This window comes from Stenotrophomonas sp. AN71 (assembly GCF_050435725.1).
In the GTDB taxonomy this organism is placed as follows: Bacteria; Pseudomonadota; Gammaproteobacteria; order Xanthomonadales; family Xanthomonadaceae; genus Stenotrophomonas.
The window spans coordinates 664,455-689,558 of sequence record NZ_JBNDKU010000001.1; the positions used below are offsets into that span (position 1 = coordinate 664,455).

Consider the following 25,104-nt stretch of genomic DNA (forward strand, 5'->3'; position numbering starts at 1 on the left):
GCGGCGCGCTTCGACAAGACCACCACACATGTTCAAGCAACTGTGGGCCACCAAGCACCCGCACGCCGCCCATGAAGACGCCAACGGCCTGAGCCTGCGCCGCCACCTCGGCCCCTGGGGGCTGACCGCCCTCGGCATCGGCGCGGTGATCGGCGGCGGCATCTTCGTCATCACCGGCCAGGCCGCTGCCAACCACGCAGGGCCGGCCATCATGCTGTCGTTCGTGCTGGCCGCCATCTGCTGCGCCTTCTGCGCGCTGGCCTACGCCGAGTTCGCCTCGATGGTGCCGGTCTCCGGCAGCGCCTACACCTATACCTATGCCACCTTCGGCGAACTCTCGGCCTGGTTCATCGGCTGGATGCTGGTGCTCGAGTACGGCGTCTCCGCCTCGGCGGTGGCGGTCAGCTGGACCGGCTACTTCCTCAGCCTGCTCAGCCAGTTCGACATCCATCTACCGGCGGCCCTGGTCAGCGCCCCGCTCGATGCACAGCTGCGGCCGACCGGCGCGATCGCCAACCTGCCCGCCGCCGCGCTGGTGCTGCTGCTGACCTGGCTGTGCTACGTCGGCATCAGCAAGTCGTCGGCGATGAACATGGCGATGGTCGTGCTGAAGACCGGCCTGATCGTGCTGGTCATCGTGGTCGGCTGGAAATACGTGGATACCGCCAACTGGACGCCATTCATCCCCGCAAACGAAGGCCCCGGCAAGTACGGCATGGAAGGCGTGCTGCGCGGCGCGGCGATGGTGTTCTTCGCCTACATCGGCTTCGAGGCGGTATCGGTGGCGGCGCAGGAGTCGAAGAATCCACAGCGCGACATGCCGTTCGGCATGATGCTGTCACTGGTGATCTGCACCGTGCTGTACATCGCGATGGCCGCGGTGATGACCGGCCTGGTGCCTTATCCGCTGCTGGGCACCGACGAACCGGTGGTCACTGCGGTGGCTGCGCATCCGCAGCTGGGTTGGCTGCGCTGGGTGGTCGAAGTCGGCGCCCTGATCGGCCTGTCCTCGGTGGTGCTGGTGATGATCATCGGCCAGCCGCGCATCTTCATGATCATGGGCCGCGACGGCCTGCTGCCGCCGGTGTTCACCAAGATCCATCCGAAGTACCGCACGCCGCACATCAACACAGTGATCACCGGCATCGGCATCGCGCTGCTGGCAGCTCTGTTCCCGCTGGATATCCTCGGCGAGCTGACCTCGATGGGTACGTTGATCGCGTTCGCAGCGGTCTGCGCCGGCGTGCTGATCCTGCGCCGCACCCAGCCGGACCTGCCGCGCCCGTTCCGCATGCCGATGGCCTGGCTGATCTGTAGTCTGGGCGTGCTGAGCTGCCTGGCGCTGCTGTCGGCGATGACGATGCACAACTGGATGTTGATGGGCGTGTGGACCTTCGTCGGCTTCGTGATCTATTTCTGCTACGGCTTCAGGCATAGCCGCCTGCGGGGCAAGTAAAGCAAACGCGGCAGGGCCCTGGCGGCCCTGCCCTGTTCCCTGGCGCGGAATGCCCCCGCTGCCTAGCGCCGGTTGAACCAGATCAGCTGCTGCTGCCAGCCGGCTCCGGCCATGCAGGCACTGAACTCGCTGCTGCGGTCGGACGCATTGACGTCCACGATGTAGCTCTCTTCTTTCGGCATCGGCACCATGTTGTACTTGCCGTCAATGGCGCAGACTTCATCCAGCCTGCAGGGCACCTTGCGGTCTTCGTAGACGGTGCGGGTAGCCACTTCATTCCTCACCGGCCAGCGATCGTCGGCCTGCGCCTTGCAACTCGAGTGGGCGGGGCCGAATGGCCGCGCTCCCGCATCCATCCTCACCCATTCCATCGTGCAGCCGCTGCTGGCCAGCGCGATGCCGATCACCCCCATCATCCCCATTGCGCGCGTGAACATCGAAACACTCCTGTCCTTGGTGCTCGCCGGAACTCCTGCGGCCACCCGATGGTGTTTCGCGGCGCGAGGCCTGTCCACGGCCGGAATCGCTTACAGCGCAAGCCATACCTTCCCCATTCAGCCTGCGCTGTGCCTGCCTCGATCCAAATCCGGACCGTCGACTGCTGGCGCACTGCGCCGCGTTGCCCGTGCACCGCACCCGCCATCGCCTCGCAGGCCCAGCATTCGGCCTGATCACGTAAAATGATCCCCATGAACGCCCCCACCTCCCCCTACGACACCGCGCGCCTGAGCGAACTGGCCCAGCTGCTGATCGACAACGTCCGCGAACTGGCCCAGGCCGGCTGGACTCCGGCCACCAGCAGCAACTTCTCCCACCGCCTGGACGACCGCCACGCTGCGATCACCGTGTCCGGCAAGGACAAGGGCCGTCTGATCGAGGACGACATCATGGTGGTGGACTTCGACGGCCAGGCCGTCGGCCGCCCGCTGCGCCCGTCCGCCGAAACCCTGCTGCACACCCAGCTGTACCGCCGCTTCCCGGAAATCGGCTGCGTGCTGCATACGCATTCGCCGGTGCAGACCATCGCCTCGCGCCTGTATGCGCCGCAGGGCCACATCCGGGTCGAAGGCTACGAACTGCTGAAAGCCTTCGCCGGCAACAGCACCCACGAAATGGCCATCGACATTCCGGTGTTCGCCAACACCCAGGACATGAACGTGCTGTCGGCGCAGGTGGACGACCTGCTCGACCGCCAGCCGCTGTGGGGCTACCTGATCGACGGCCACGGCCTGTACGCCTGGGGCCGCGACATGGCCGAGGCACGCCGGCACATGGAGGCCTTCGAGTTCCTGCTGCACTGCGAACTGGAGCTGCGCAAGCTGCGCCGCTGACGCGGTACGCACCACCAGATTCCATTCCGGAATCTGGCCGCGGCCCGCACCCTGCTACCCTGTCTTCCCCCCGAGACGTTCAAGCTGCCGCCATGAGCCGACTGCGCATCTACGACGACACCCGCCCCGAATCGCCGCTGCTGGACACCCAGGACGGCGCGCTCATCGCTGCCGAACTGAAGAAGATCGGCGTCACCTTCGAACGCTGGCAGGCCACCGCACCGGTCGCACCCGGCGCCAGCCAGGATGAGGTGTTCGCCGCCTACCGTGCCGACATCGATCGCCTGGTCGCCGAGAACGGCTTCAAGAGCGTCGACGTGGCCTCGATCGCGCCGGACAACCCGAACCGCGCCGAGCTGCGCAAGAAATTCCTCGATGAACACTTCCACAAGGAAGACGAGGTGCGTTTCTTCGTCGCTGGTTCCGGCCTGTTCACCCTGCACGTGGAAGACAAGGTCTACGAGATCGAGTGCGTGAAGGACGACCTGATCGCCGTGCCCGATGGCACCACGCATTGGTTCGACATGGGCGATGAACCCAGCTTCGTGGCGATCCGCTTCTTCACCGAGCCGGATGGCTGGGTCGGTCACTTCACCGGCACCGACATCGCGCAGAAATTCCCCCGCTACATTCCGACCCAGGCATCCTGATCCATGCAGCCCCGCGTCATCCTGACCGATATCGAAGGCACCACCAGCAGCATCTCGTTCGTCAAGAACGTGCTGTTCCCCTATGCGCGCCAAGCCCTGCCCGGCTTCGTCGCCGAACACGGCCAGGACCCGGAGGTGCGCCGCTGGCTGGACGCGGTGGCCACCGAGATCGGCGGCGCCTGCCAGGACAGCCTGGTGGTCGAGACGCTGCAGGGCTGGATCGACCAGGACCGCAAGCACACCGCGCTGAAGGCCCTGCAGGGTCGGATCTGGGATGCCGGCTACCGTCGCGGCGACTACACCGCGCACTTCTATCCGGAAGTGGCGGCAGTATTGAAGGGCTGGCACGCCTCGGGCCTGCCGCTGTACGTGTATTCGTCCGGCTCGGTGCCGGCGCAGAAGCTGTTCTTCGGCTTCAGCGATGCCGGCGATCTCAGCGCGCTGGTGTCAGGCTGGTTCGATACCGAAGTCGGCGGCAAGCGTGAGGCCGACAGCTATCGCCGCATCGTGCAGGCAATCGGCGTTCCGGCCGGCGAGATCCTGTTCCTGTCCGATGTGGTCGAGGAACTGGACGCCGCCCGCGACGCCGGGCTGCAGACGCGCCTGATCGACCGGCTGGACGACTACCCGCTGCCGCGCACGGGCCAGGCCGCCAACGGCCACGACCGCGTCGAGAACTTCCAGCAGATCCAGCTGTAAGGGTGTGCGGACCAACGGTCCGCACCCACCCGATGTCGGCTTTCCGATTCTGGTAGATGCCAACCTTGGTTGGCATGCTTCTGGAGTGCCAACCAGGGTTGGCACCTACCAACGCGTGACCCTCAGCGATCGTTGAGGGTCTTCAGCTTCAGTGACTCGCGCAGGGTCGTCAGGTCCACCGGGCCACGTACCGCGATGTCGCGGGTTTCGCCTGGCAGCAGGTCCAGCAGGTTGTCTTCGACCTGCACGTCGAGCGCACCGAAGTCGATCCAGGCCGCCCGCACAAAGCTCGCGCTTTGCAGCCGCAGCCGATAGTGGTCACCGTCGATGGCGAGGGTCGCCTTCAGTTTCTGCCGTGGCAGCACCTGGTCCTTGGCTTCAGCGAAACCCACCACCTGCCGCGCGTTCACCGTTCCGTTCTGCAGCAGTTCGAACACTGCCACCGTGCGCTTCGGGTCGGCACCAGCCAGCAGTTCCGCGTCGGTAAAGTCACCGGCCGAGGTCACCCCTGCCGCAGCCAAGGTCACCGGCTCTTCGCGCCGGCGCAGCACCTTGCCATCGACATCCATCACCCGCAGCCGCCACCGTGCGTCCAGCGCGGCGCCATCATTGATCAGGCGCACCCGCGTGCTGCCCTCATCGCGCAGCGCCGCCAGCGTCACCGGCGCGAAGAACCGCCGCGCCGCATAGTGCAGCGCCTTCCAGCGGCCGAAGTAGTCCACGCTCGACCAGGAAGCGCCCGGCCACACATCGTTGAGCTGCCAGTACAGCGAACCCATCGTGTACGGCCGCGACGCGCGGTGGTGCAACGCGGCCAGTGCGATGCCGTCGGCCTGCATCACCTGGCTGAGATAGACGAAGTCCCCGAAATCCTTTGGCGTGCCATAGCCCAGTTCGATGTAGTGCAGCAGGCGGCTGTTGCCCTCGCCGGCCATGAACTTCTGGTGCGCACGGATCACCGGGCTGTCGATGCGCTGCTCGGCGCGGGTGGCGATCTGGTCCACCGTTGCCACCGATGGCCACGCCTGCAGCCCGTATTCGGACATGAAGCGCGGCGTCTCGCGCAGGTACGCCTGAACCGGCAGTGCCGGATTGCCCCACACCTGCCAGTAGTGCTTGTCGCCACGGGTCGAGTCGTTGGCCTTCTCGTCCAGGTCGTTGCTGGGCGAGCTGGACCAGTACGGAATACCCAGCCCTTCGTCGCTCACCACCTGGCGCAGGTCCTTACCGAAGAGATCGACGTAACCCTGCCAGACCTTCGCTGCAAACGCTGGGTCGGCGGCCTTCAGATCACGGCCATGGCCCCAGTCCTTCCAGGCGGTCTCTTCTTCATTGTTGCCGCACCACAGCACGATGCTGGGGTGGTGACGCAGCCGCCGCACGTTGTCACGCGCCTCGGCCACCACGCTGCCGCGGAAGGCCGGATCGTAGCCAGGCTGCATGCCGCCGCCGAACATGAAATCCTGCCAGACCAGCAAGCCCAGCTCGTCGGCGATATCAAAGAACGCGTCGTCCTCGTAGTAGCCGCCACCCCAGTTGCGCAGCATGTTCATGTTGGCATCGCGCGCCGCCACCAGCACCTGACGCAGGCGCGCAGTATCGACCCGCGCCGGGAAGGCGTCGAACGGAATCACGTTCGCGCCCTTGGCAAAGACCGGCATGCCATTGATGACGAGGGCGAAGCCCTGCCCGCCCTTGCCATCCTGCTCACGACGCAGCTCGACCGTGCGCAGGCCGATGCGCTGCTCGCGCGCCAGCACGGCATCGGCACCGCCGTCCAGGCGCGCCCGCACCGTGTATCGGTCCTGCGCGCCGTGGCCTACCGGCCACCAACGCCGCGGCTGGGCCAGTTCAATCGGCAGCTCCACACTGTTCTGGCCCGGCTTCAGCAGCACGCTGCGCTGCACATGGGCCACGCTGCGACCCTCCGGGTCAAGCACGTCCACCGTGACCCTGGCCGTGCCCGCCGCTGCGCCCTGCTCCACCTGCAGCACCACTGCCAGCTTCGCCTGCTCCGCATCCAGCGCATCGGTGCGCACGGCCAGGTCGGTCACGCGATGCGCATCCCATGCCTGCAGGTCGACACCACGCCAAACGCCGGCAGTGACATAACGCGGCCCCCAGTCCCAGCCAAAGTGATAGGCCGGCTTGCGCGCAAAATTGCCGACCATCGCGTCTTTCGGCTCATCGCCATAGGGCGAGGGATAATTGCCGGCGATCCTGTGCGGCATCGCCTGCACGCCTGGCAGCAGGGTGCGGATCGGCGAACGGAACACGATCTGCAGCTCATTGTCCTTGGCGCGCAAGCGCCCTTCCACGCGGGCACGCCAGGTACGATGCGCGTTGTCCGCACGCAGCAGCGGCTTGCCGTTGAGGATGACCTCAGCGTAGGTATCCAAACCATCGAAACGCAGCTCTGCGTTCGGCCGGGCCAGAGTAACGGCATCGACGTCGAAGCGCGCGCGATATTCCCAGTCCGCCAGGCCGATCCATTGCAGCTCGGCCTCGGGCGCACCGACATAGGGATCGCGGATCAGCGCGTGAGCCAGCAGATCGGTGTGCACGCTGCCCGGCACCTTCGCCGTGCGCCATTGCTGCATGCCCGGATGGGCCGCGCCCTGCGCGTCGCCGGGCAGCATGCGGAATTCCCATTGCGCCTGCAGCGGAGCTGCGGCGGCAGGCAACGCGCTGGCCGATACCAGCAGCAGGAGCAGACGGACAACAAGGGAAAGACGATGCACGGGATGCTCCTGTTGTATTCGCCGGGCGTGGCCCGGCGCTACCAATGCAACACGCCACGGTAGCGCCGGACCACGTCCGGCGAGCGCGCAGCGCGGCAGACCTCAACGCACCACGTTCAACACTTCGTAGCAGGCGCCCATGGTGTGGTAATCCACCTTTCCAGCCGGGCTCTTTTCGTCGCTGTACTTGCGGTTGTCGGCATCGAGAATGCGGAACCAGGCACCGTACCGGTGATCGACGAAGTGTTCCCACGAGTACGCCCAGATGCGCTCGTACCACTGCCAGTAACGATCATCGCCGGTACGCTTGGCCATCAACGCGGCGGTGGCGAGCGTTTCGGCCTGTACCCAGAAATACTTGTCGTCGTCGCAGACGAAGCTGTCGCCACCGATCGGCGCACCATCCATGCCGGGCTGGCGGCGCGATTCCGGGGCGAAGCCGTAGTACAGGCCACCACGTGCGTCATCCCAGCTGCGCGCCACGGCCACGTCGAACAGATGCTGCGCGGTCGGCACCAGCCAGTCGGCCTGCACGTGGCGGTCCAGGATCAACAACAGCTTGGCCCATTCGGTCTGGTGACCCGGCTGGAAGCCCCACGGGCGGAACAGATGCTTGGGGTCGTCCAGGTTGTAGTCCCAGTCGATCTCCCAGTTGGAATCGTAGTGCTCCCAGACCAGGCCGCCAGCCTTGGCGGCCTGGCGGCGGGTCATGTTGTCGGCCAGCTGCAGCGCGCGTTCGAGGTAGCGCTGCTCGCCACTGGCCTCGAACGCGGCCAGCATCGCCTCGCACATGTGCATGTTGGCGTTCTGGCCGCGGTAGCCGGTGAAGTTCCACTGGCCGTCGGCTTCGTCCTTGTACAGGCCGTGCTGCGGCTCCCAGAAGCGCGCTTCCAGCAGCTGCCAGGTCTCATCCATCCAGGCGCGTGCCTGCTCCATGCCGGCCTTCAGCGCGCAACTGTAGGCCAGCAGTACGAACGCCACGCCGTAGCAGTGGTTCATGTCGTCCTCGACCTTGCCGTCGCGCAGGGTCCAGGCATAGCCGCCGGTAACCGGATTGCGATGCACGTCGCGCAGGTAGCGCACGCCGTGCTCGACTGCATCGCGGTATTCGGCGTTGCCGAACTCGCGATAGGCCATCGCATAGTTGAAGACGAAGCGGGTGCTGCTCACCAGATGACGGTGGCTGGCATCGTAGATGCTGCCGTCATCGCGGAAGTAGTGGAAGAAGCCGCCGTTCGGATCGATGCAGCGCGGGTGGTAGAACGCCATCGTGTCGGCGATATGCGCACGCAGGAATGTGGGTGAACGGAAATCGGGCGAGGTGCTCATGCGGTAACGTCCTGTGCCTGCAGCAGCTGCTGCACTTCATCGAGCGAGGGCATCGCGGCAAACGCGCCCTTGCGGGTAACCGCCAGTGCGCCAACCGCGGCGCCGAAGCGCAGTGTGGCGGTGATCGCTTGCGGGTCCTGGCAGAACGCGGCGAAACCCGCACCGGCCCCGCCCCGTTCCAGCAGGCCGACCAGCACACCGCCGACGAAAGCATCGCCGGCCGCGGTGGTATCGACCGTGGCCACGCTGAAACTGGTGACGGTGCCGTGGTTGTCGCGGGTGTACCAGTGCAGCGTGGCCGCACCGTCGGTGACGATCACCCAGCGCGCCTGCGCGGCCAGCAAGCGCCGCAGCACCGCCGCTTCGCCATCGGCACCCAGCGGCGCCGCCAGGTAATCCAGTTCCTCGCGCGACAGCTTGACCAGGTCAGCCCGCTCCAGCGCCTGCCAGAGGCGCGGTGTCGGGTCCTCGTGCGCCGGCCACAGGGCGGGGCGCAGGTTGAGATCGAGGCTCACCACCGCACCGGCGGTGCGGGCGCGCTCCATGCCAGCGAAAGTGGCCTCGGCAATGGACGGCTCGGTCAGGCTGTTGGAGCAGACGTGGAAGCACTGCGCGCTGTCGAAACAGTCGGCCTGGAAATCACCGTCACGGAACAGCAGATCGGCCGCCGGCGGGCGGTAGAAGCTGAAGCTGCGTTCGCCGCCGGCATCGAGGGCGACGAAGGCCAGCGCCGTCTTGGCGGCGTCGGTGCGCACGATGTAGTCGGTGCCCACACCATGCTCGACCAGACTGTCGGCCAGGAAGTCACCGAACATGTCACGGCCCAGCGTGCCGACGAACTGGGTCTTCGCACCCAGACGCGCGGCGGCCACCGCAACATTGGCGGGCGCACCGCCGGCGTACTGCAGGAACGCGCGCGGGGTGTCGGCCGTGGCCGGTGGCTGCGCTAGTAGATCGATCAAAATTTCGCCGAAGCAGACAATGGAACCCATTTCGACTCAGCCTCCCTGCGCGCGGACGGCGGGCGGGCGCGAGCCCACCAGACCGTAGAAGATGATGTAGACGTAGCAGACCACCGGAAGCACGAAGCTCAGGTGCAGACCGATGCGATCGGCCAGCATGCCCTGCAGCAGCGGAATGACCGCGCCACCGACGATGGCCATGATGAGCAGGCTGGACGCCTTGTTGGTCAGCGGCCCCAGGCGCTCGATCGCCAGCGAGAAGATGGTCGGGAACATGATGGAATTGAACAGACCCGTGGCCACGATGCCGTACAGCGCAACCTTGCCACCGGACGCGAGGGTGACGGCCAGCAGCACCACGTTGGCCACCGCGAAACCGGCAAGCAGGCCGCGCGGCGAGTACTTGGCCAGCAGCCATGCACCGGCGAAGCGACCGACCATGGCGCAGCCCCAGTAGGCAGACACATAGTGGGTAGCCTGCTGTTCGGTCATGCCACCGATTTCCGGCAGGGCCAGGTAGTTCACCATCAGGCTGCCGATGGATACTTCGGCGCCGACGTAGAAGAAGATGGCCAGCACGCCGAACAGGACGTGCGGGTGCTTGAGCGCATCCAGCAGGGTGTGGTGACTGCTGTCGGCCTGCTCGGTGGATTCGGCCAGGCTGGGCAGCCGGAACAGGTAGACGAACACCGCCAGCAGTACCAGCGCGATGGCCAGGCCCACGTACGGACCCTGCACCGACTGCGCCTCGGCGGCACGGTAAGCGATCTGCTCGGCAACCGGCAGCGCATCGATCTCATCGCCGCTCTTCACCGCAGTGCTCAGGATCAGGAAGCCACCGAACAGCGGCGCCAGCGTGGTGCCCAGTGAATTGAGCGCCTGCGCCAGGGTCAACCGGCTCGATGCGGTCTGTTCCGGGCCTAGCAGCGCGACGTACGGATTTGCAGCCACCTGCAGCACGGTGATGCCGGTGGCCAGCACGAACAGCGAGCCGAGGAACGCTTCATAGGTGCGCAACGCAGCCGACGGCCAGAAGCCGAGCGCGCCCACGCCAGCGATCAGCAGGCCCGCGATGATGCCTTTCTTGTACCCCAGGTGCGCTACCAGCCGACCGGCCGGCACCGACATCAGGAAGTACGCACCGAAGAAGGTGAACTGCACCAGCATCGCGCGGGTGTAGTTCAGCTCGAATACCGCCTTCAGGTGCGGAATCAGCACATCGTTGAGGCTGGTCAGGAAGCCCCACATGAAGAAGATGGTGGTGGCGACCGCCAGAGCGGCACGGGCATTCATGACCGGTGCCTGGCTGCTGGAGGAACCCGATGGACGGGGCGTTGCGGAGATCGGCATGCGGTACGCGCCTCGATGCGCGGAAGGTCGATGTTGCGTGGAAGGGGTCTGCGGAAGAAATCAGTTCGGTCGTGCGGCGCTGCTTTCACGGATGCGCAGCTGCACCGGCGCGACCGTGCGCCGCGGTGGCGCATCGGGTTCGTCCAGGCGCTGCAGCAGCAACGCGGCGGCCTGACGCCCGCGCTCGCGCGGGTCGGCGGTCAGCGTGGTCAAAGGCGGCACCGCCACCGACGCCTCGGAAATATCATCGAAACCGGTGACCGCGAAGTCGCCACCCGGCCGGATCCCGCGTGAGTTCAGGCCCAGCATCAGGCCCAGCGCGACGGTATCGTTGTAGCAGACCGCCGCGCTCGGCCGATGGCCATCGGCAAACAGTTCATCGGTGCGCGCAGCCGCTTCCAGGCGGTTCGGGGCCGACTCGATCATCCAGCCCGGCGGCAACGACAATCCGGCCTCGGCCAGCGCCTGCTGGAAACCGGCACGGCGCTGGTGGCACGAGCTCGATGCGGCGTGGCCGCCGAAGAAGGCGATCTGGCGATGGCCGCGCTCGATCAGGTGCCGCGTGGCCAGGTAGGCGCCGTGCTGGTTGTCCAGGGTCAGGAAATCCCAGTCGGCACCGTCCAGTTCGCGGTTGAACAGCAGCACGTTGGCATTGGCACCCAGCGCCTGGCGCAGCAGCGCGGTATCACTGCCTTCGGCCGGCGACAGGATCAGCCCGGCCGGGGTGTGCTCCATCAGCGTGGACAGCACCGCCTGCTGGCGCTCCGGCGATTCGCCGGTGCTGCCGAGCAGGGTCACATAGCCGCGCCCACCCAGCGCCTCGTCCACCCCGGAGGCGAATTCGGCGAAGAACGGGTTGGACAGGTCGTTGATCACCAGCGCGATGCTCGACGAGGTACGACGTCGCAGGTTGGCCGCCGCGCGGTTGTAGACATAGCGCTGGCGACGCAGCTCGGCCTCGACCTTGGCCCGGGTATCGACGTTGACCAGCGGACTGCCGCGCAGTACCAGCGACACGGTGGCCCGTGACACGCCGATGGCCCGCGCGATGTCGGTCACCGTCACTGCCTTGCCGGCGCGCTTGCTGGGACTGCTGCCGTTGTCGTTCATCGTCTTCCCGGACTCCGCTGGAGGCTCAAGCCTAATGGATCACGGCCACGTCGTGCGGTGCCGTTCGCTGGGTCACCGCGAACGGCACACTCCGGCTCAGTGCAACTGGCTGCCTGGCGCCGCGCACCAGGACACCGGCAGGTCCTTCACCGCCGTGCCCCAGCCCTGCTCCGGCGCCTTCGCGTCAAGCGCGAAGTGCAGGCGCGGACCCTGCTGCAGGCGGTTCCAGTCCAGCCACACCGGTGCATGCGCCTGACCATCGACCTGCACGCCCTGCACGTACTGCAGGCGGCGGCCATCGGCACCCGGCGCGTCGATGCGCAGGGTACGGCCGTTGCCCAGGTCCACCTCCACCTTGCTGAAGCGCGGGGTATGCAGCAGGAACTGGCCGCTGCCCGGCACCGCCGGATACACGCCGATGGCACTGAACAGATACCAGGCCGACATCGTGCCGAGGTCATCGTTGCCGGTCACGCCGTTGGGAGCATTGGTGAACAGCTGCTGCGCGGCACGTACCACGGCGGCGGTCTTCCACGGCTGGCCGATCAGCGTGTACAGCCATGGCGAGTGCAGGTCCGGCTCGTTGTTGGGGTTGTAGCGGAACTGGTTGTAGTAGCTGTACGGGCCCACCACCCACTCGCGGCGCGCGGCGTTGAGCGGATCGGCCTGCAACGCGTCCATCGCGAAGAACGCATCGAGGCGACGGCCCGCCTGTTCGCGGCCATCCATCGCTTCGACCAGGCCCGGCACGTCCTGCTGTGCCAGCCACTGGTACTGCCACGCGGTGCCCTCATGGAAGCCGTGGTGCGAGCGCGGGCTGTAGTGGCCATCGGCCGGGGTGTACCACTGGCCGTCCTCGGTGCGCGGGCGCGGGAAACCGCTGAAGCCGGTCTCGGCATCGCGCACCTGCGGGTCCCACACCTTGCGCCAGTTGCGGCCGCGCTCACGCAGCGTCGCCGCATCCTGCGCATGGCCAAGGCCATCGGCCATCTGCGAGAGCGCGCAGTCGGCCAACGCGTACTCCAGCGTCGCCGAACCGCCGTGGTGCGGATCGACGTCCATGCCCTTCGATGGGAACGCGCGGTCGTAGACCACGTAGCCCTTCTCCAGATAGGTCGGGTTGCCGGACCGGCCGGCCATGCGCGAGTTCAGCGGCGGCGTGCCGAAGGCATTGCGGCGCAGCGCGTCCCAGGCTTGTGATTCACGGCCCTTGAGCGCACCGAAGCGCCACAGGTCAACCATGAACGGGGTGACCGGATCGCCGGTCATGATGTTGGTCTCGAAGTTGGCATAGCCCCAGCGTGGCAGCCAGCCGCCCTGCTCGTCGATCGCCAGCAGGGTGCGGCCGATATCGCGCGCCACGTCCGGGCGGGTCAGCGCCAGCCACTGGTTCTGCGCGCGGTAGGTATCCCACAGCGAGAAATACTCGTAGTAGGTCCAGCCATCGGCGCGATGGATGCCGTCGTCGTAGCCACGGTAGCGACCATCGGCGTCGTTGCCGGTCATCGGCTGCAGCAGCGCGTGGTAAACCGCGCTGTAGAACACGGTGCGATCGTCGGCGTTGCCGCCCTGCACACGCACCCGGCCCAGCTGCTCGCGCCAGGACTGCTGGGACAGCACGCGCATGCGGTCGAAACCGAGCAGCGCCCCACCCTGCATTCCTTCCGCGCGCAGGTTGGTACGTGCCCCTTCGGCATCCACGTGTGAGATCGCGCTGACCGCCGTCACCGACTGGCCCTTGGCCAGATCGAAGCTGAGCCAGGCGCCATTCGGCTTCTGCTCGCCTTCCATGCTGTGGCGCGCACCCGGCAGGCCGCCGCCCTCACCCCAGGTGCCATGCGCCTTGAACGGGCGGTCGAACTCGATGCGGAACCAGGTGGTGTACTGGTGTCCGCCACAGAAGCTCTTGGTGACCAGCTTGCCCTCCACCACGCGGTCACCGACCACGTCGACCACGCTGCCGATCACCGAGTGGCGCTCGTTGGCCTGGCCGACATTGACCAGCACATGGCCGTCGCCGCTGCGCTGGCTGAAGGTGTAGCGCTCGGCTGCGGCACGGGTGCGCGCGGTCGCCTCGGCGTCGATGCCGCCGTAGCTGGTCAGCCGCACCTTGTAATAGCCGGCCTGGCCGATCTCGCCGTCATGGGTGTACGACGACGCATAGGCCTTGTGGTCGAACTGCTTGGGGTTGGCGGTATCGAAGTCGCCGCCCGGACCGATCGACCCGGTGACCGGCAGCACCGACACCTGGCCTCCCTGTTCCCAGCAGCCGGCGCCGGAGATGAAGGAGTGGCCGAAGCCGCGGATCTTCTCGTCGTCGTAGCGCCAGCCCGAGTAGTGGCTGCCGATCGGGCTGACCTGGATCAGTCCGAACGGCGCCGACGCACCGGGGAAGGTATTGCCGTCGTCCTTGCTGCCGATGAAGGTGTTGACCTCGCGCTCCAGCGCGGCCGGTGCCGCCTGCAGCAGCATCGGCATGGCCGACAGCGCGAGCAGGCAGGCCAGGCGCATCAGCGGGCGCGAGGACAAGGGGACGGCGGGAGCGGACGGCACTGGACGCATGTCGGGTTCCTGTAGTCGATGATGCAGAGGCAGACGATCCGGGCCTTCCGGCACCGTTCCGATGAGCCCGGCCGCAACCGGCAGAAGGCTCCCCCTGGAATGACACCCGACCCATCGGACCGTGAATTTAGATCGATTCAAGTAGAGCATGCAGCTTCAGCCGATTGCATTCTGCGGCGCAGCATCAGGGGGATATTCGGCAGGGCTGCGCCCTGCACCTGCTACTTGCCGAGGCAACGGCCAAAGCAACAGCCACAGCAGGTTTTCTGTGGGGAGTCGGGGTGGGTCCGGTTGCGGGGGGCGCCGTAAATACGTCCATGTAGGCTCGGTCGCCGCTTGCTCGTGTGCGCTTTCCTGCGCACACGGCAAGGCCGGGGTTGGGCGTCCTGCCCAACCCGCCCGAGGCATGCCTCGGGCCCATGCGGCTCACGCCCCCGCAACCGGACCCACCCCGCCTTCGACAGTTCCCCGCGACCTGCGGTAGATCCACGCCATGCGTGGATGAATCTCTGACAGATAACGAAATCAATCGGGGTCAGATCCGTTTTCCTACGGAAAACGGATCTGACCCCAAGGCCGTTACCACCAGGCCGTTACCCCCTGCCGTCCCCAGGCCCCATCCAAACGTCACCGGGAGACTGTCGAAGGCGGGGCGGTGTCGGATTGCGGGGTGTCCGCGGCATGGATGCCGCGGCCAAGCCTACAGGGACGTACTTGCGGCGTCCCCGCAATCCGACACCGCCCCGCCAAACCATGGAACAACCCAGAGCCGCTTTGGCTTTGGCTTTGGCTTTGGCTGTTGCCGGCCAGCGGCCGGCACTACCCGCAGGTGCAGGGCGCAGCCCTGCCGCCCCGCCCTCCCCGCGCAAGAAAACGTTTCCACTGTTTTCAGCAAACCGTCACCCCATTGCCACGCCAGTACCATATTGCGGAGCAGCATGCGCCCACGGGCGACCCATGCTAAAAATCGGCCGCCCATCGCTTAGATCGATCCAAGACGACGCTGCGATGGCCGGGAGTTGGGGGAGCAGCAACAGGACGTACCAGGCCTCGCGCACGGTGCCTCTGCCACTGCATGGCGATAGCGGCAAAGTCACTTCAAATTAGATCGATTCAAGTTGTCCGTGCCACGTCACCGGATCAATCCAGGAGAGAGGGAGAGATGGGAATGAAGCATTCAACACGCACGCACGGCCAGGACGCGTTGTCGCTGGCCATCGCGCTGGCGCTGGCCGCCGCCGTCCTGCCAACAGGCGCCGCCGCACAGCAGGCTGCCTCCACCGGCGCGCAGGAGGCCACCAACCTGGACAGCGTCCAGGTCACCGGCTACCGCTACGCCATCGAGAAAAGCCTGGAACAGAAGCGCGACGCCAACGCCGTGGTCGAAGTGATCACCGCCGAAGATGTCGGCAAGTTCCCCGACAAGAACGTCGCCGACGCGCTGCAGCGCGTGCCGGGCGTGGTCATCACCCGCAGCGGTGGTGAAGGCAAGAGTGTCAGTGTGCGCGGCCTCGCCCCGGACCTGACCCTGACCCAGTTGAACGGCAACTTCGTCGCCTCCTCGGAGACGAACAACGAAGCCACGCGTTCCTTCAACTACACCCTGCTGCCGTCGAACATGCTGTCCAGCGCCGAGCTGTTCAAATCGCCGGAAGCACGCATCGACGAAGGCGGCATCGGCGGCACGGTCATCCTGCATACCCGCCGTCCGCTCGACATGGAAGCCAACTCGGGCTACGTGAACCTGGAAGGCACCACCTCCGACACCAGCCATGATGTCGATCCGCAGGTATCGGCGCTGTATTCCTGGCACAGCAAGGATGAGCGCTTCGGCGTGCTGGTCGGCGTGACCCAGCAGAAGCGCACCACCCGCACCATGGAAGCCAGCACCGAGGACTACCAGTGGTACGGCAACAACACCACCGCCCGCGACGCCAACGGCAATCTGCTGGGACAGGACGGCATCCACTACTGGTGGGGCCAGTCCGGCTTCAACAACCAGACCGGCAAGAACTACAGCGAATTCTTCATGCCGACCTCGGTGAACTTTGCCGTGAAGGAAGAGAAACGCGAGCGCAAGGGCGGGCAGTTGACCTTCCAGTTCAAGCCGATCGACAACCTCACGTTGACGGCCAACTACTTCCGATTCGAGTTGCAGGGTGATTACACCCAGAACATGCTGAAGGTGCCGGAGTGGAACCTGGCCCGCTACAACCAGGACGGCAACTGGGCCGGCGGCCGCCTGCTCAATGGCCTCGACTTCGACCCGAGCGGCAGCATCGTCACCGGCGCGCAATACCAGAAGCTGGCCGGAAAGACCTACTACTGCAGCGAGGATGAAGCGGCGGCGGCCGGCATGAAGCCCGGTGGCTGGGGCCCGGATGACTGCACCATCCCCACCCCGCAGCTCACCGGTGGCTACAGCAAGGAAAAGGCGCTCTCGCAGACGGCCGACCTGACCGTGGACTGGGATATCAACCCGTTGTGGAAGGCATCGTTCACCGGAGGCCGCACCTGGTCCAAGGGTGGCCCGTCGATGAATTTCCGCATGTCGGCCAAACCGCGCCGCAAGGTCGGCAACCAATGGCAGTCGGGCAACCAGTACACCGCGTGGGACCTGACCGGCACGCCGTCGGTGCAGTTCTCGCCCGACCTGCAGCAGCAGCTGATGGCCGGCATCGCGGAAGTCGATACCGGCTCGACCGACTCGTCGTGGATGCAGACCGAAGTCAAGCAGAACTACTTCCAGGCCGACGTCACCAAGCTGTTCGAGGCAGGCTGGCTGGACTCGATCCAGTTCGGCGCCAAGTACCGTGATGGCAAGGTCCATCGCAACACCGGCAACACCTACTGGGTGTGCCCGGGCCTGGACCCGTCCGACTATGACAACAACCGCTACCAGGCCGGTTGCGATCCGACCGCAGGCAATGCGCAGCCGGGCTTCTTCCTGTCCAACCCGATCAGCAACATCACCGGTGCGTTCAATGCCAACGTGTTCCCGGGCATCAACTACCCGGCCTACATCGATTACCTGAACAAGACCTACGGCGGCTCGCACAACCGTACCGAGGAAGACTTCGTCTACGACGTCAACGAAAAGATCTACTCCGGTTACTTCCAGGCCAACTTCCGTACCGAGCGCGTGCGCGGCAACATCGGCGTGCGCGTGGTGCGCACCCAGCAGTTTGCCCAGTCCAGTGATTCGGTCGAACGCTTCAACGACTACTTCGTCGACAACGCCAGCGGTGCGCCGATGAGCTGCGATGATCCGGCGGCCGATCCGAACCTGCGCTGCCAGGGTGGCTTCGTCCGCCTGCCCGACGCCCAGGTGCGCGACAAGGTGTATGCGCTGTCGTCGCTGGAGAAGACCTATACCGACGTGCTGCCCAGCTTCAACATCGCCTGGGACATCACCGACAACCTGGTGCTGCGCGGCGCGGCATCGAAGGTGGTCGCGCGCCCGAGCTACACCAGCATTGCCTACCCCGGCGGCCTGCGTTACATCAGCGAGGAATACGCCAATGATCGCCGTGTCACCGGCGGCACCGACACGCCCGGCTGGTACGGCTCGGGCAGCAACAAGGCGCTGGAACCGTTCAAGGCGGTCCAGTTCGACCTGGGCCTGGAGTGGTACTTCAAGCCGGGCGCGGTCGCCGGTGTTTCGCTGTTCCGCAAGAACGTGGACAACTTCACCGTGCCGGTGGTGCGCGACCAGCAGATGAACGTCGGCGGGCAGTCGGTCACCGTGCAGAAGTACGAGACCCAGGCCAACGGCCGCGATGGTGTTTCGCAGGGCGTGGAACTGTATGGCCAGTACACGTTCGACTTCGGTCTGGGCGTGCAGGCCAACTACACCTACAACGACACCAACCTGGCCTCGATCGTGCTGGACGGCGAGGAAATCGGCTCCTCACCGTTGGTTGGCAGCGCCAAGAACCAGGCCAACCTGACCGTGTTCTACGAGAACGACAAGTTCCTGGCGCGCGCCTCGTACAACCGTCGTGGTGAAGTGGTCGGCGGCCTGAACAATGGCATGACCACCTACACCAAGCCGTACAGCCAGCTGGATCTGAACGTGGCCTACAACCTCACGCCGGACTGGACGGTGACCGCTGCCGTGCTGAACGCCACCAAGTCCGAGCTGCGCAGCTACATCGGCAACGACAGCCAGGCCCGCCTGCTGTCCAACCTGTACGCCGGTCGCCAGCTGTACTTCGGCGTGAACTGGAAGTTCTGAGGCGGCGCCGGGCATGACCCGGCGCACCTCGCGCCCCGCTCCGGCGGGGACGTTCCTCCACGGCAGCCACGCTGGTACAGGTGGCTGCCGTTTTCGTTGGCGCCTCGGTCGACGTTCATTCCTGCGCTTGACCCTGCCATCGTTGGAAGGTGCACACTGGCTGCACCCCAAGAGCATCGAAGGAGCTACAGATGGAATTCCATGTCGAAGGCATGACCTGCGGCGGCTGCGCACGCAGCGTGACCCGTGCCATCCAGCAGGTCGATCCGAACGCCAGCGTGGTCGCCGACCCGCCGACCGGCCTGGTCAAAGTGCAGACCACCGCATCGCAGGAGGACGTCTTCGCTGCGGTGAACGATGCCGGCTTCCCGCCGCGTACCGCCTGACACCCTGCCCCGCACCCGCGACGAAGCCCGCCCCGTGCAATGGCACAGGGCGGGCTTTTTCATGCATGCGGCCTGGGCTCAGTGCCTGTGCGCGCGCCGACGCACCGCGCCGGTCTTTGTGGCCCCAGCCGGTGCCGGCGTGTCCTCATCCTCGCCCAGCCGCTGCAGGATCGGGCATTCCGGGCGCTCGTCGCCGGCGCAGCAGCTGATCAGCGACTTCAGCGTGTCGGCCATCTGCCGCATGCCTTCGATGCGCTGCTCCAGGTCGACGATGTGCTGTTCGGCCAGGTGCTTGACGTCAGCGCTGTGACGAGAGGTGTCGTTCCACAACCCGAGCAGGTCAGTGATCTCGGCCACCTGGAAGCCGAGGTCGCGCGCGCGGCGGATGAAGCGCAGGCGATGGATGTCCGCCTGCGAATACGACCGGTAGCCCGATTCGGTGCGATCGGCCGCGGGAATCAGGCCGATCTGTTCGTAGTAGCGGATCATCTTCGCCGACACGCTGGAGGCCTTGGCGGCTTCACCGATGTTCATGCGGATCTCCTTCAATGGCTCGCGGCGGGAGCATCCGCCATCGGTGGCTGGAAGCGGCGCAGGCGCAGCGCGTTGCCCAGCACGAACACGCTGGACAGCGCCATCGCACCGGCCGCGAACACCGGCGACAGCAGCACGCCCCAGACCGGGTACAACACACCGGCTGCCACCGGAATCAACGCAGTGTTGTAGGCGAAGGCCCAGAACAGGTTCTGCCGGATGTTGCCCAGCGTGGCCTTGGACAGCGCGATCGCGTTCGGCACGCCCTGCAGGTTGCCCGACATCAGCACCACATCGGCCGACTCCACCGCGATATCGGTGCCGGTACCGATGGCCAGGCCGACATCGGCCTCGGCGAGCGCCGGCGCATCGTTGATGCCGTCACCAACGAAGGCGACGTGGCCATGCGTGGCCTTCAAGCGGCGCACCGCCTCGACCTTGCCTTCCGGCAACACTTCGGCCACCACCTCATCGATACCCAGCTGCCGCGCGATCGCTTGTGCGGTACCGGCGTTGTCTCCGGTGATCATCGCCACCTTCAGGCCCAGCTGGTGCAATGCCGCGATGGCAGCCGGCGTGCTCGCCTTGATCGGATCGGACACGGCGATGATCGCCGCCAGGCGACCCTCAACGGCAGCATACAGCGGCGACTTGCCCTGGGTGCCCAGCGTGGCAGCCAGTGCCGCGAACGCAGTGATGTCCACGCCGAGATCGCGCATGAAGCGGTCCGCGCCCACCTCCACCCGCGCGCCATCGACACGGGCACGCACACCCATGCCGGTGACCGATTCGAAATCGACCATTGCCGGCAACGCGATGCCCTGTTCCGTGGCGGCATCGACAATCGCGCGGGCGATGGGGTGCTCCGAGCGCGACTCCACCGCGGCCACCGCCGCCAGCACCGTGCTGCGATCAAAGCCTGCGGCGATCTCCAGATCGGTCAGGCGCGGGCGGCCTTCGGTCAGCGTGCCGGTCTTGTCCACCGCCACCACCTGCGCATCCTTCAGCAGCTGCAGCGCCTCGCCCTTGCGGAACAGCACGCCCATTTCAGCGCCGCGACCGGTGCCGACCATGATCGAGGTTGGCGTGGCCAGTCCCATCGCGCACGGGCAGGCAATGATCAGCACCGCCACCGCATTGACCAGCGCAAAGCTCAGCGCTGGCGACGGACCGAAGATCAACCAGACCACGAAGGTTGCCAGTGCCGCCAGCATCACCGCTGGCACGAACCACAGGGTGACCTTGTCGACCACCGCCTGGATCGGCAGCTTCGAGCCCTGCGCCTGTTCGACCATGCGGATGATCTGCGCCAGCATGGTCTGCGCGCCGACGGCGGTGGCACGTACGCTCAATGCGCCCTTCTGGTTGACCGTGCCGCCGACCACACTGCTGCCCGTCTGCTTCTCGACCGGCACCGGCTCACCGCTGATCATCGACTCGTCGATGTAGCTGCGGCCTTCGACCACCTCGCCGTCGACCGGCACCCGCTCGCCCGGGCGCACTTCCACCACATCGCCGCTCATCACTTCGTTGACCGGAACATCGATGGTGCGGCCATCGCGGATCACATGGGCGACCTTGGCCTGCAGGTTGACCAGGCGCTTGATCGCCTCGGACGTGCGGCCCTTGGCACGCGCCTCCAGGAAGCGGCCGAGCAGGATCAGCGCGACGATCACCGCCGCGGCTTCGTAGTAGACGTTCACCGTGCCCGCCGGCAACAGCTTCGGCAGGAACGTCGCCACCACCGAGTAACCGAAGGCCGCAGCGGTACCGACCGCCACCAGCGAGTTCATGTCCGGCGCGAGACGCAGCAGCGCCGGAACACCCTTCTGGTAGAAGCGGCGGCCGGGAATGGCCAGTACCAGGGCCGTCAGCACGAACTGCAGGTACCAGCTGGCCTGTATGCCGATCGTCGACATCACCCAGTGGTGCATGCCGGGAATCAGGTGCGACCCCATCTCCAGCACGAACACCGGCAATGCCAGCCCGCTCGCCAGGATCAGGTCACGCTTGAGCGCGGCACGCTCGGCATCCTTCTTTTCGGAGGCCTCGTCATCGGACTGCACGCCGGCCTCGATCACGCGCGCGTCGTAGCCGGCCTTGTCGATGGCGGCGACCAGCGCTGCCACGTCCGCCACTCCACGCACGGTTGCGCGTTCGGTGGCCAGGTTGACGCTGGCCTGGCTGACACCCGGCACGGCCTGCAGCGCGCGCTCGACACGGCCGACGCAGGAGGCACAGGTCATGCCTTCCACCGCCAGATCGACCGTGGCAGCCGGCACGTCATAGCCCACCCGCTCCACCGCCTGGATCAATGCAGCGCGATCAACCGGCCCGGACGGACGGATGTCTGCACGCTCCGTGGCCAGGTTCACCGAGACGCTACCCACCCCTTCGACCTTGGACAGCGCCGCTTCAACGCGACCGACGCAGCTGGCGCAGGTCATGCCCTCGATGGGCAGGCTGATGATGGAGGGACTGGTGGGGACGGCAGTGGCGCGCGACGTGCTCATGATCGGATTCCCGGATTCCTTCTGGATGCGGACAGGCTAAACCTTGCCATCGTGGGAAGGTCAAATCCAGCCGCCCCCGTCCGCCCGGTAGCACCGGGGCATGCCCGGCCGATCCAGGCGCGGCGCCCCCGCCGTTCCCCTCAGAAGGTGAACACGTATTCCAATGCGAACTCGCGGCCCACCGCGCCGAGCAGGCGGGTCGGGGCGAAGTCGTAGTCCAGCTTGTACGGGTCCTTGTGGTTCCAGCTGGCGGAGTTGAAAACATTGTTGACGTATACGTTGACCTTGGCGTGCTCGGTCACCTGGTAGCCCACGTTGAAATTCCAGGTGATGAACGGTCCGACCCGGCCGAAGTAGCGCGAGGTCTGCTGCCCGGCGTTCGGGTTCGGGTTGACCGAACCATCCGGCAACCGGGCCGGTTCCAGGCAGTTCAGCGACGGGCTGTCACTGGGCACGTAGCCATCGGCGAACGGCAGGCAGCCGCCGGGGTTGTCCAGGCGATCGGTTCCCCAGTGATAGCGCACGCCCGGCACCGAGCCGATACGGTCGGCATAGACATTGGCGTTCCAGTTGCCGCGTTGCCAGGCCAGGCTGGCGCGCAGCTTGCTGCGCAGGTCGCGGTCGCGGCGCTGCGGGTTGGGATCAGCGGCGTAGCGCTGTTCCTTGGTCGAGAGCTGGTTGGTGTAGTTCACGCCCAGCTGGAAACTGCCCCATTGAGCGGTCTCCAACCGGTAGCGTGCAGTCAGGTCGATGCCGCGTACCTCGCGGCTGGCCAGGTTGAACGGGCCGCGCTCGATCGATACCAGGCGACCGTTGCTGTCCCGGTTCACGCGGGCAAGGATACCGGCGCAATAGTCGGCACCGGCAGGGTTGGCCCACGGCGTGCCGTCCATGTTCTTTCCGGTCAGGCAGCCGGCCTCGCTGGCCAGCACTTCGTCGGAGCCCACGTCGACGATCATGTCTTCCAGCTTGATCGCCCAGTAGTCCGCGCTGACCGACAGATTCGGCAGCACGTCCCAGACGAAGCCGACGGTCCAGGAATCTCCGGTCTCCGAACGCAGCAGCGGCGTGCCGCGTCGGTTCACGTCGAAGGTGTACCAGACATCGGTATTGCCCACGCCACAGTTGTTGACCAGATAGGCGCCGCTCTGGATGCAGTGCAGGCGGTCATAGGTCTGCACTTCGGAGCTGCTTGGCTGGCCCAGCAGGTAGTGCATGTCCGGTGCGTGGAAACTGGTGGCGTACGAGCCACGCACCAGCAGCGATTCCACCGGCCGCCATTCCAGTCCCACGTTCCAGGTGGTTTCCTTCTGGCTGCCGATGTTCAGCGCTTCGCTGCTGTCATCGGCCTTGTAGTTGCCGTAACGGTCGTAACGCGCCGCCGCCGTGGCGATTACGCTGTCCAGCAGCGGAATCTTGAGTTCAACGCCCGCCGAGTAGCGCGTGCGCTCGCCACCACCGCGATCGACGTTCTGCAGGTCGAAGTCGATGCCGGCGCGCGGATCGGGGCTGAGGTGGTAACCCTGCTGCGCCACCTCAGCCACCGCCGCGAACGAGATCGGGCCGGCCCAGCCCTGGAACAACTCGCCAGTGATGTCCGCCGAGGCCTGGTTGACCCAGGACGTTGCGCGGTTCTTCGCAACGGTCCCCATCTGCCAGTACTGGTCCGGCGTCAGCGGATTCCACCAGCGCGCTTCGTTCAGTGCATGGATCGCCTCGCCATCGGCCGTAGTGCCCAGCCGCGGGCCGAGGAAGTAGTCGTACGACTTCTGCTTGTCGACCACGTTCTGCCGTTCTTCCACGCGGTAGTAGGAACGCCCTACCGTCGCGCTCCAGTCGAAGCGGTCGGCCAGGCGTCCACGCAGGCCGGCGCTCCAGTCCCAGGACAGCTCGCGGTTGGTGTTGCGCAGCGTATCTAGGCCACCAACCTCGTTCGGGGTGAACTGGCGCACGCCCAGGATCGGGCGGTTGCGGTTGGCATCCCAGTAGTAGCCATTGGCATCGTCGATCAGCGAGACGCTGGGTGGATTGGTGCCCCAGATCGCTTCGGAACGGTACACGGCCAGGTTGGTCCAGGCCTGCAGGTCGTTGTTGAAATCGAAGGTGGCGTACAGGTTGCCGGACACATTCTCGGCACCGCCGGTAAGCAGCCAGTTGGCATAGTCGGCGCTCATCCCGCACAGGCGACCGGTATTGGTGATGGTGTTGGCCGCGTAGTTGTAGACCAGTCGATCGGCGGTGTAGTACTCGCCATTGAACTTCTCGCAAGTGCCGGGCGGCGGCGCCAGGCGCCGGCCGTTGCTCGGATCGATCAGCGCCAGGCCGGCGGTGGGACGGAAGCCGACCTTGCGTTGTTCCATGTTCCAGGATGCGTACGGCGCGTCGTCGGCGTCGTCCATCTGCGGGCGGTCGCGGCCGAACAACGGATCACGCTTGGTGTACTGCAGCGCGTAGGTCACGCTCCAGTTGTCACCGGTCCTGCCCCCGGCCCAGGACAGATCCCAGGTGTCGCGCCCACCTTCGGTGGAGGTGCCTCCCCGTACGCGCACTTCGTCGCCGTCGTAGTTCGTCTTCAGGATGACATTGACCACGCCGGCGATCGCATCCGAGCCATAGATGGCCGAGGCGCCGCCGGTCAGCACTTCGATGCGCTCCACCGCCGCCGCCGGAATGTTGCCGTAGTTGGAGAAGTTGGTCTCGCCACCATAGGGCAGCGGGTAGTCGGCCACGCGTCGGCCGTTGACCAGCAGCAGCGAGCGGTTCGGGCCCATCCCGCGCAGGTTCAGGCCGCTGGCATTGGGTGTATGCGAGCCCCACTGCGACGCGGCTTCAACCGTGCCGGTGGCCTCGGTGAGAGTCTTCAGCGCGTCGTACACGCTGACGAAGCCTTCCTTCTGGATCTGCGCAGCCGTGATCACATTCACCGGCGCCGGCCCTTCGACGCTGGCGCGCTTGATGCGCGAACCGGTGACGGTCACCGCGTCGAGGTCCTGGGTGGACGACGTGGCCGCCTCCTGCGCGCTGGCGGCCAGGGGCAACAGGGCCAGGACCAGGGCCTGGGACAGCAGGTGACGACGCTTGCGGACGGGCTGAGCCATGGGTGGTTGCTCTTCGGAAGTGTGGACGCACGGATAGGCGGTGGCGCGGCACTACGGCTGATCCGGGCGCCTGGATCGGTCCAGGACCGATGCAGCACCCTCCCCTGTGGATCGATCCAAACTAAAGCACAGCTGAACCACGTCCG

16 protein-coding genes are annotated in these 25,104 nt (G+C 66.2%); 6 read left to right on the forward strand and 10 right to left on the reverse strand.

Annotated features, from left to right (window positions below; all coding sequences use genetic code 11):
- The first annotated feature begins 28 nt into the window (after positions 1-28).
- Entirely contained in the window at positions 29-1,456 is a 1,428-nt protein-coding gene (locus ABH900_RS02875; RefSeq protein ID WP_429621078.1) for an amino acid permease, read from the forward strand.
- Positions 1,457-1,518: 62 nt separating this feature from the next.
- On the opposite strand, the gene ABH900_RS02880 is transcribed toward ABH900_RS02875, so the two are convergent.
- Complete coding sequence (locus tag ABH900_RS02880; RefSeq protein ID WP_429621080.1) at positions 1,519-1,893, reverse strand: hypothetical protein; 375 nt, start codon at positions 1,891-1,893, stop codon at positions 1,519-1,521.
- Positions 1,894-2,145: 252 nt separating this feature from the next.
- Between ABH900_RS02880 and ABH900_RS02885 the strand changes: the two genes are divergently transcribed.
- The 3 genes from ABH900_RS02885 (at position 2,146) to mtnC (ending at position 4,136) form a co-directional block, all read left to right on the forward strand.
- Positions 2,146-2,787, forward strand: coding sequence for a methylthioribulose 1-phosphate dehydratase (locus ABH900_RS02885; protein WP_429621082.1), 642 nt, complete (start codon positions 2,146-2,148; stop codon positions 2,785-2,787).
- Positions 2,788-2,879: 92 nt separating this feature from the next.
- Positions 2,880-3,437, forward strand: coding sequence for a 1,2-dihydroxy-3-keto-5-methylthiopentene dioxygenase (locus ABH900_RS02890; RefSeq protein ID WP_429621083.1), 558 nt, complete (start codon positions 2,880-2,882; stop codon positions 3,435-3,437).
- A 3-nt stretch (positions 3,438-3,440) separates the two neighbouring features.
- Positions 3,441-4,136 (forward strand): acireductone synthase, encoded by a 696-nt coding sequence (gene mtnC / locus ABH900_RS02895; RefSeq protein WP_429621085.1) that lies wholly within the window; start codon positions 3,441-3,443, stop codon positions 4,134-4,136.
- Positions 4,137-4,258: 122 nt separating this feature from the next.
- Here mtnC and ABH900_RS02900 read toward each other — a convergent pair whose 3' ends face one another.
- The 6 genes from ABH900_RS02900 to ABH900_RS02925 all read right to left on the reverse strand — a co-directional run bounded on the left by ABH900_RS02900 (position 4,259) and on the right by ABH900_RS02925 (position 14,190).
- Entirely contained in the window at positions 4,259-6,877 is a 2,619-nt protein-coding gene (locus ABH900_RS02900; RefSeq protein WP_429621087.1) for a beta-mannosidase, read from the reverse strand.
- Between the two features lie 102 nt (positions 6,878-6,979).
- Complete coding sequence (locus tag ABH900_RS02905) at positions 6,980-8,206, reverse strand: AGE family epimerase/isomerase (RefSeq protein ID WP_429621089.1); 1,227 nt, start codon at positions 8,204-8,206, stop codon at positions 6,980-6,982.
- On the reverse strand, positions 8,203-9,198 hold the full coding sequence (locus tag ABH900_RS02910) for a carbohydrate kinase family protein (RefSeq protein ID WP_429621091.1): 996 nt from the start codon (positions 9,196-9,198) through the stop codon (positions 8,203-8,205). The genes ABH900_RS02905 and ABH900_RS02910 overlap by 4 nt, the downstream gene beginning before the upstream one ends.
- Positions 9,199-9,204: 6 nt before the next feature.
- Positions 9,205-10,461 carry an L-fucose:H+ symporter permease gene (gene fucP / locus ABH900_RS02915; protein WP_429621093.1) on the reverse strand — a complete coding sequence of 419 codons (1,257 nt, stop codon included), beginning with the start codon at positions 10,459-10,461 and terminating at the stop codon, positions 9,205-9,207.
- A gap of 117 nt (positions 10,462-10,578) precedes the next feature.
- Positions 10,579-11,628 (reverse strand): LacI family DNA-binding transcriptional regulator, encoded by a 1,050-nt coding sequence (locus ABH900_RS02920; RefSeq protein ID WP_049424705.1) that lies wholly within the window; start codon positions 11,626-11,628, stop codon positions 10,579-10,581.
- 96 nt (positions 11,629-11,724) lie between these two features.
- The gene (locus ABH900_RS02925) at positions 11,725-14,190 is read right to left on the reverse strand and encodes a GH92 family glycosyl hydrolase (protein ID WP_429621096.1); all 2,466 of its coding nucleotides are present in this window, start codon (positions 14,188-14,190) and stop codon (positions 11,725-11,727) included.
- 1,162 nt (positions 14,191-15,352) lie between these two features.
- On the opposite strand from ABH900_RS02925, the gene ABH900_RS02930 reads away from it, so the two are divergent.
- Positions 15,353-18,427, forward strand: a complete 3,075-nt coding sequence (locus ABH900_RS02930; RefSeq protein WP_429621098.1) for a TonB-dependent receptor — start codon at positions 15,353-15,355, stop codon at positions 18,425-18,427.
- 191 nt (positions 18,428-18,618) lie between these two features.
- Complete coding sequence (locus tag ABH900_RS02935) at positions 18,619-18,813, forward strand: heavy-metal-associated domain-containing protein (protein WP_429621100.1); 195 nt, start codon at positions 18,619-18,621, stop codon at positions 18,811-18,813.
- 78 nt (positions 18,814-18,891) lie between these two features.
- Here the strand turns inward: ABH900_RS02935 and cueR are convergent, their stop codons facing one another.
- The 3 genes from cueR to ABH900_RS02950 form a co-directional block, all read right to left on the reverse strand.
- Entirely contained in the window at positions 18,892-19,347 is a 456-nt protein-coding gene (gene cueR, locus ABH900_RS02940) for a Cu(I)-responsive transcriptional regulator (RefSeq protein WP_429621102.1), read from the reverse strand.
- Positions 19,348-19,358: 11 nt separating this feature from the next.
- Positions 19,359-21,860, reverse strand: a complete 2,502-nt coding sequence (locus tag ABH900_RS02945) for a heavy metal translocating P-type ATPase (RefSeq protein WP_429621104.1) — start codon at positions 21,858-21,860, stop codon at positions 19,359-19,361.
- Positions 21,861-22,000: 140 nt separating this feature from the next.
- Positions 22,001-24,958 carry a TonB-dependent receptor plug domain-containing protein gene (locus tag ABH900_RS02950; protein WP_429621106.1) on the reverse strand — a complete coding sequence of 986 codons (2,958 nt, stop codon included), beginning with the start codon at positions 24,956-24,958 and terminating at the stop codon, positions 22,001-22,003.
- Between the last annotated feature and the right edge of the window lie 146 nt (positions 24,959-25,104).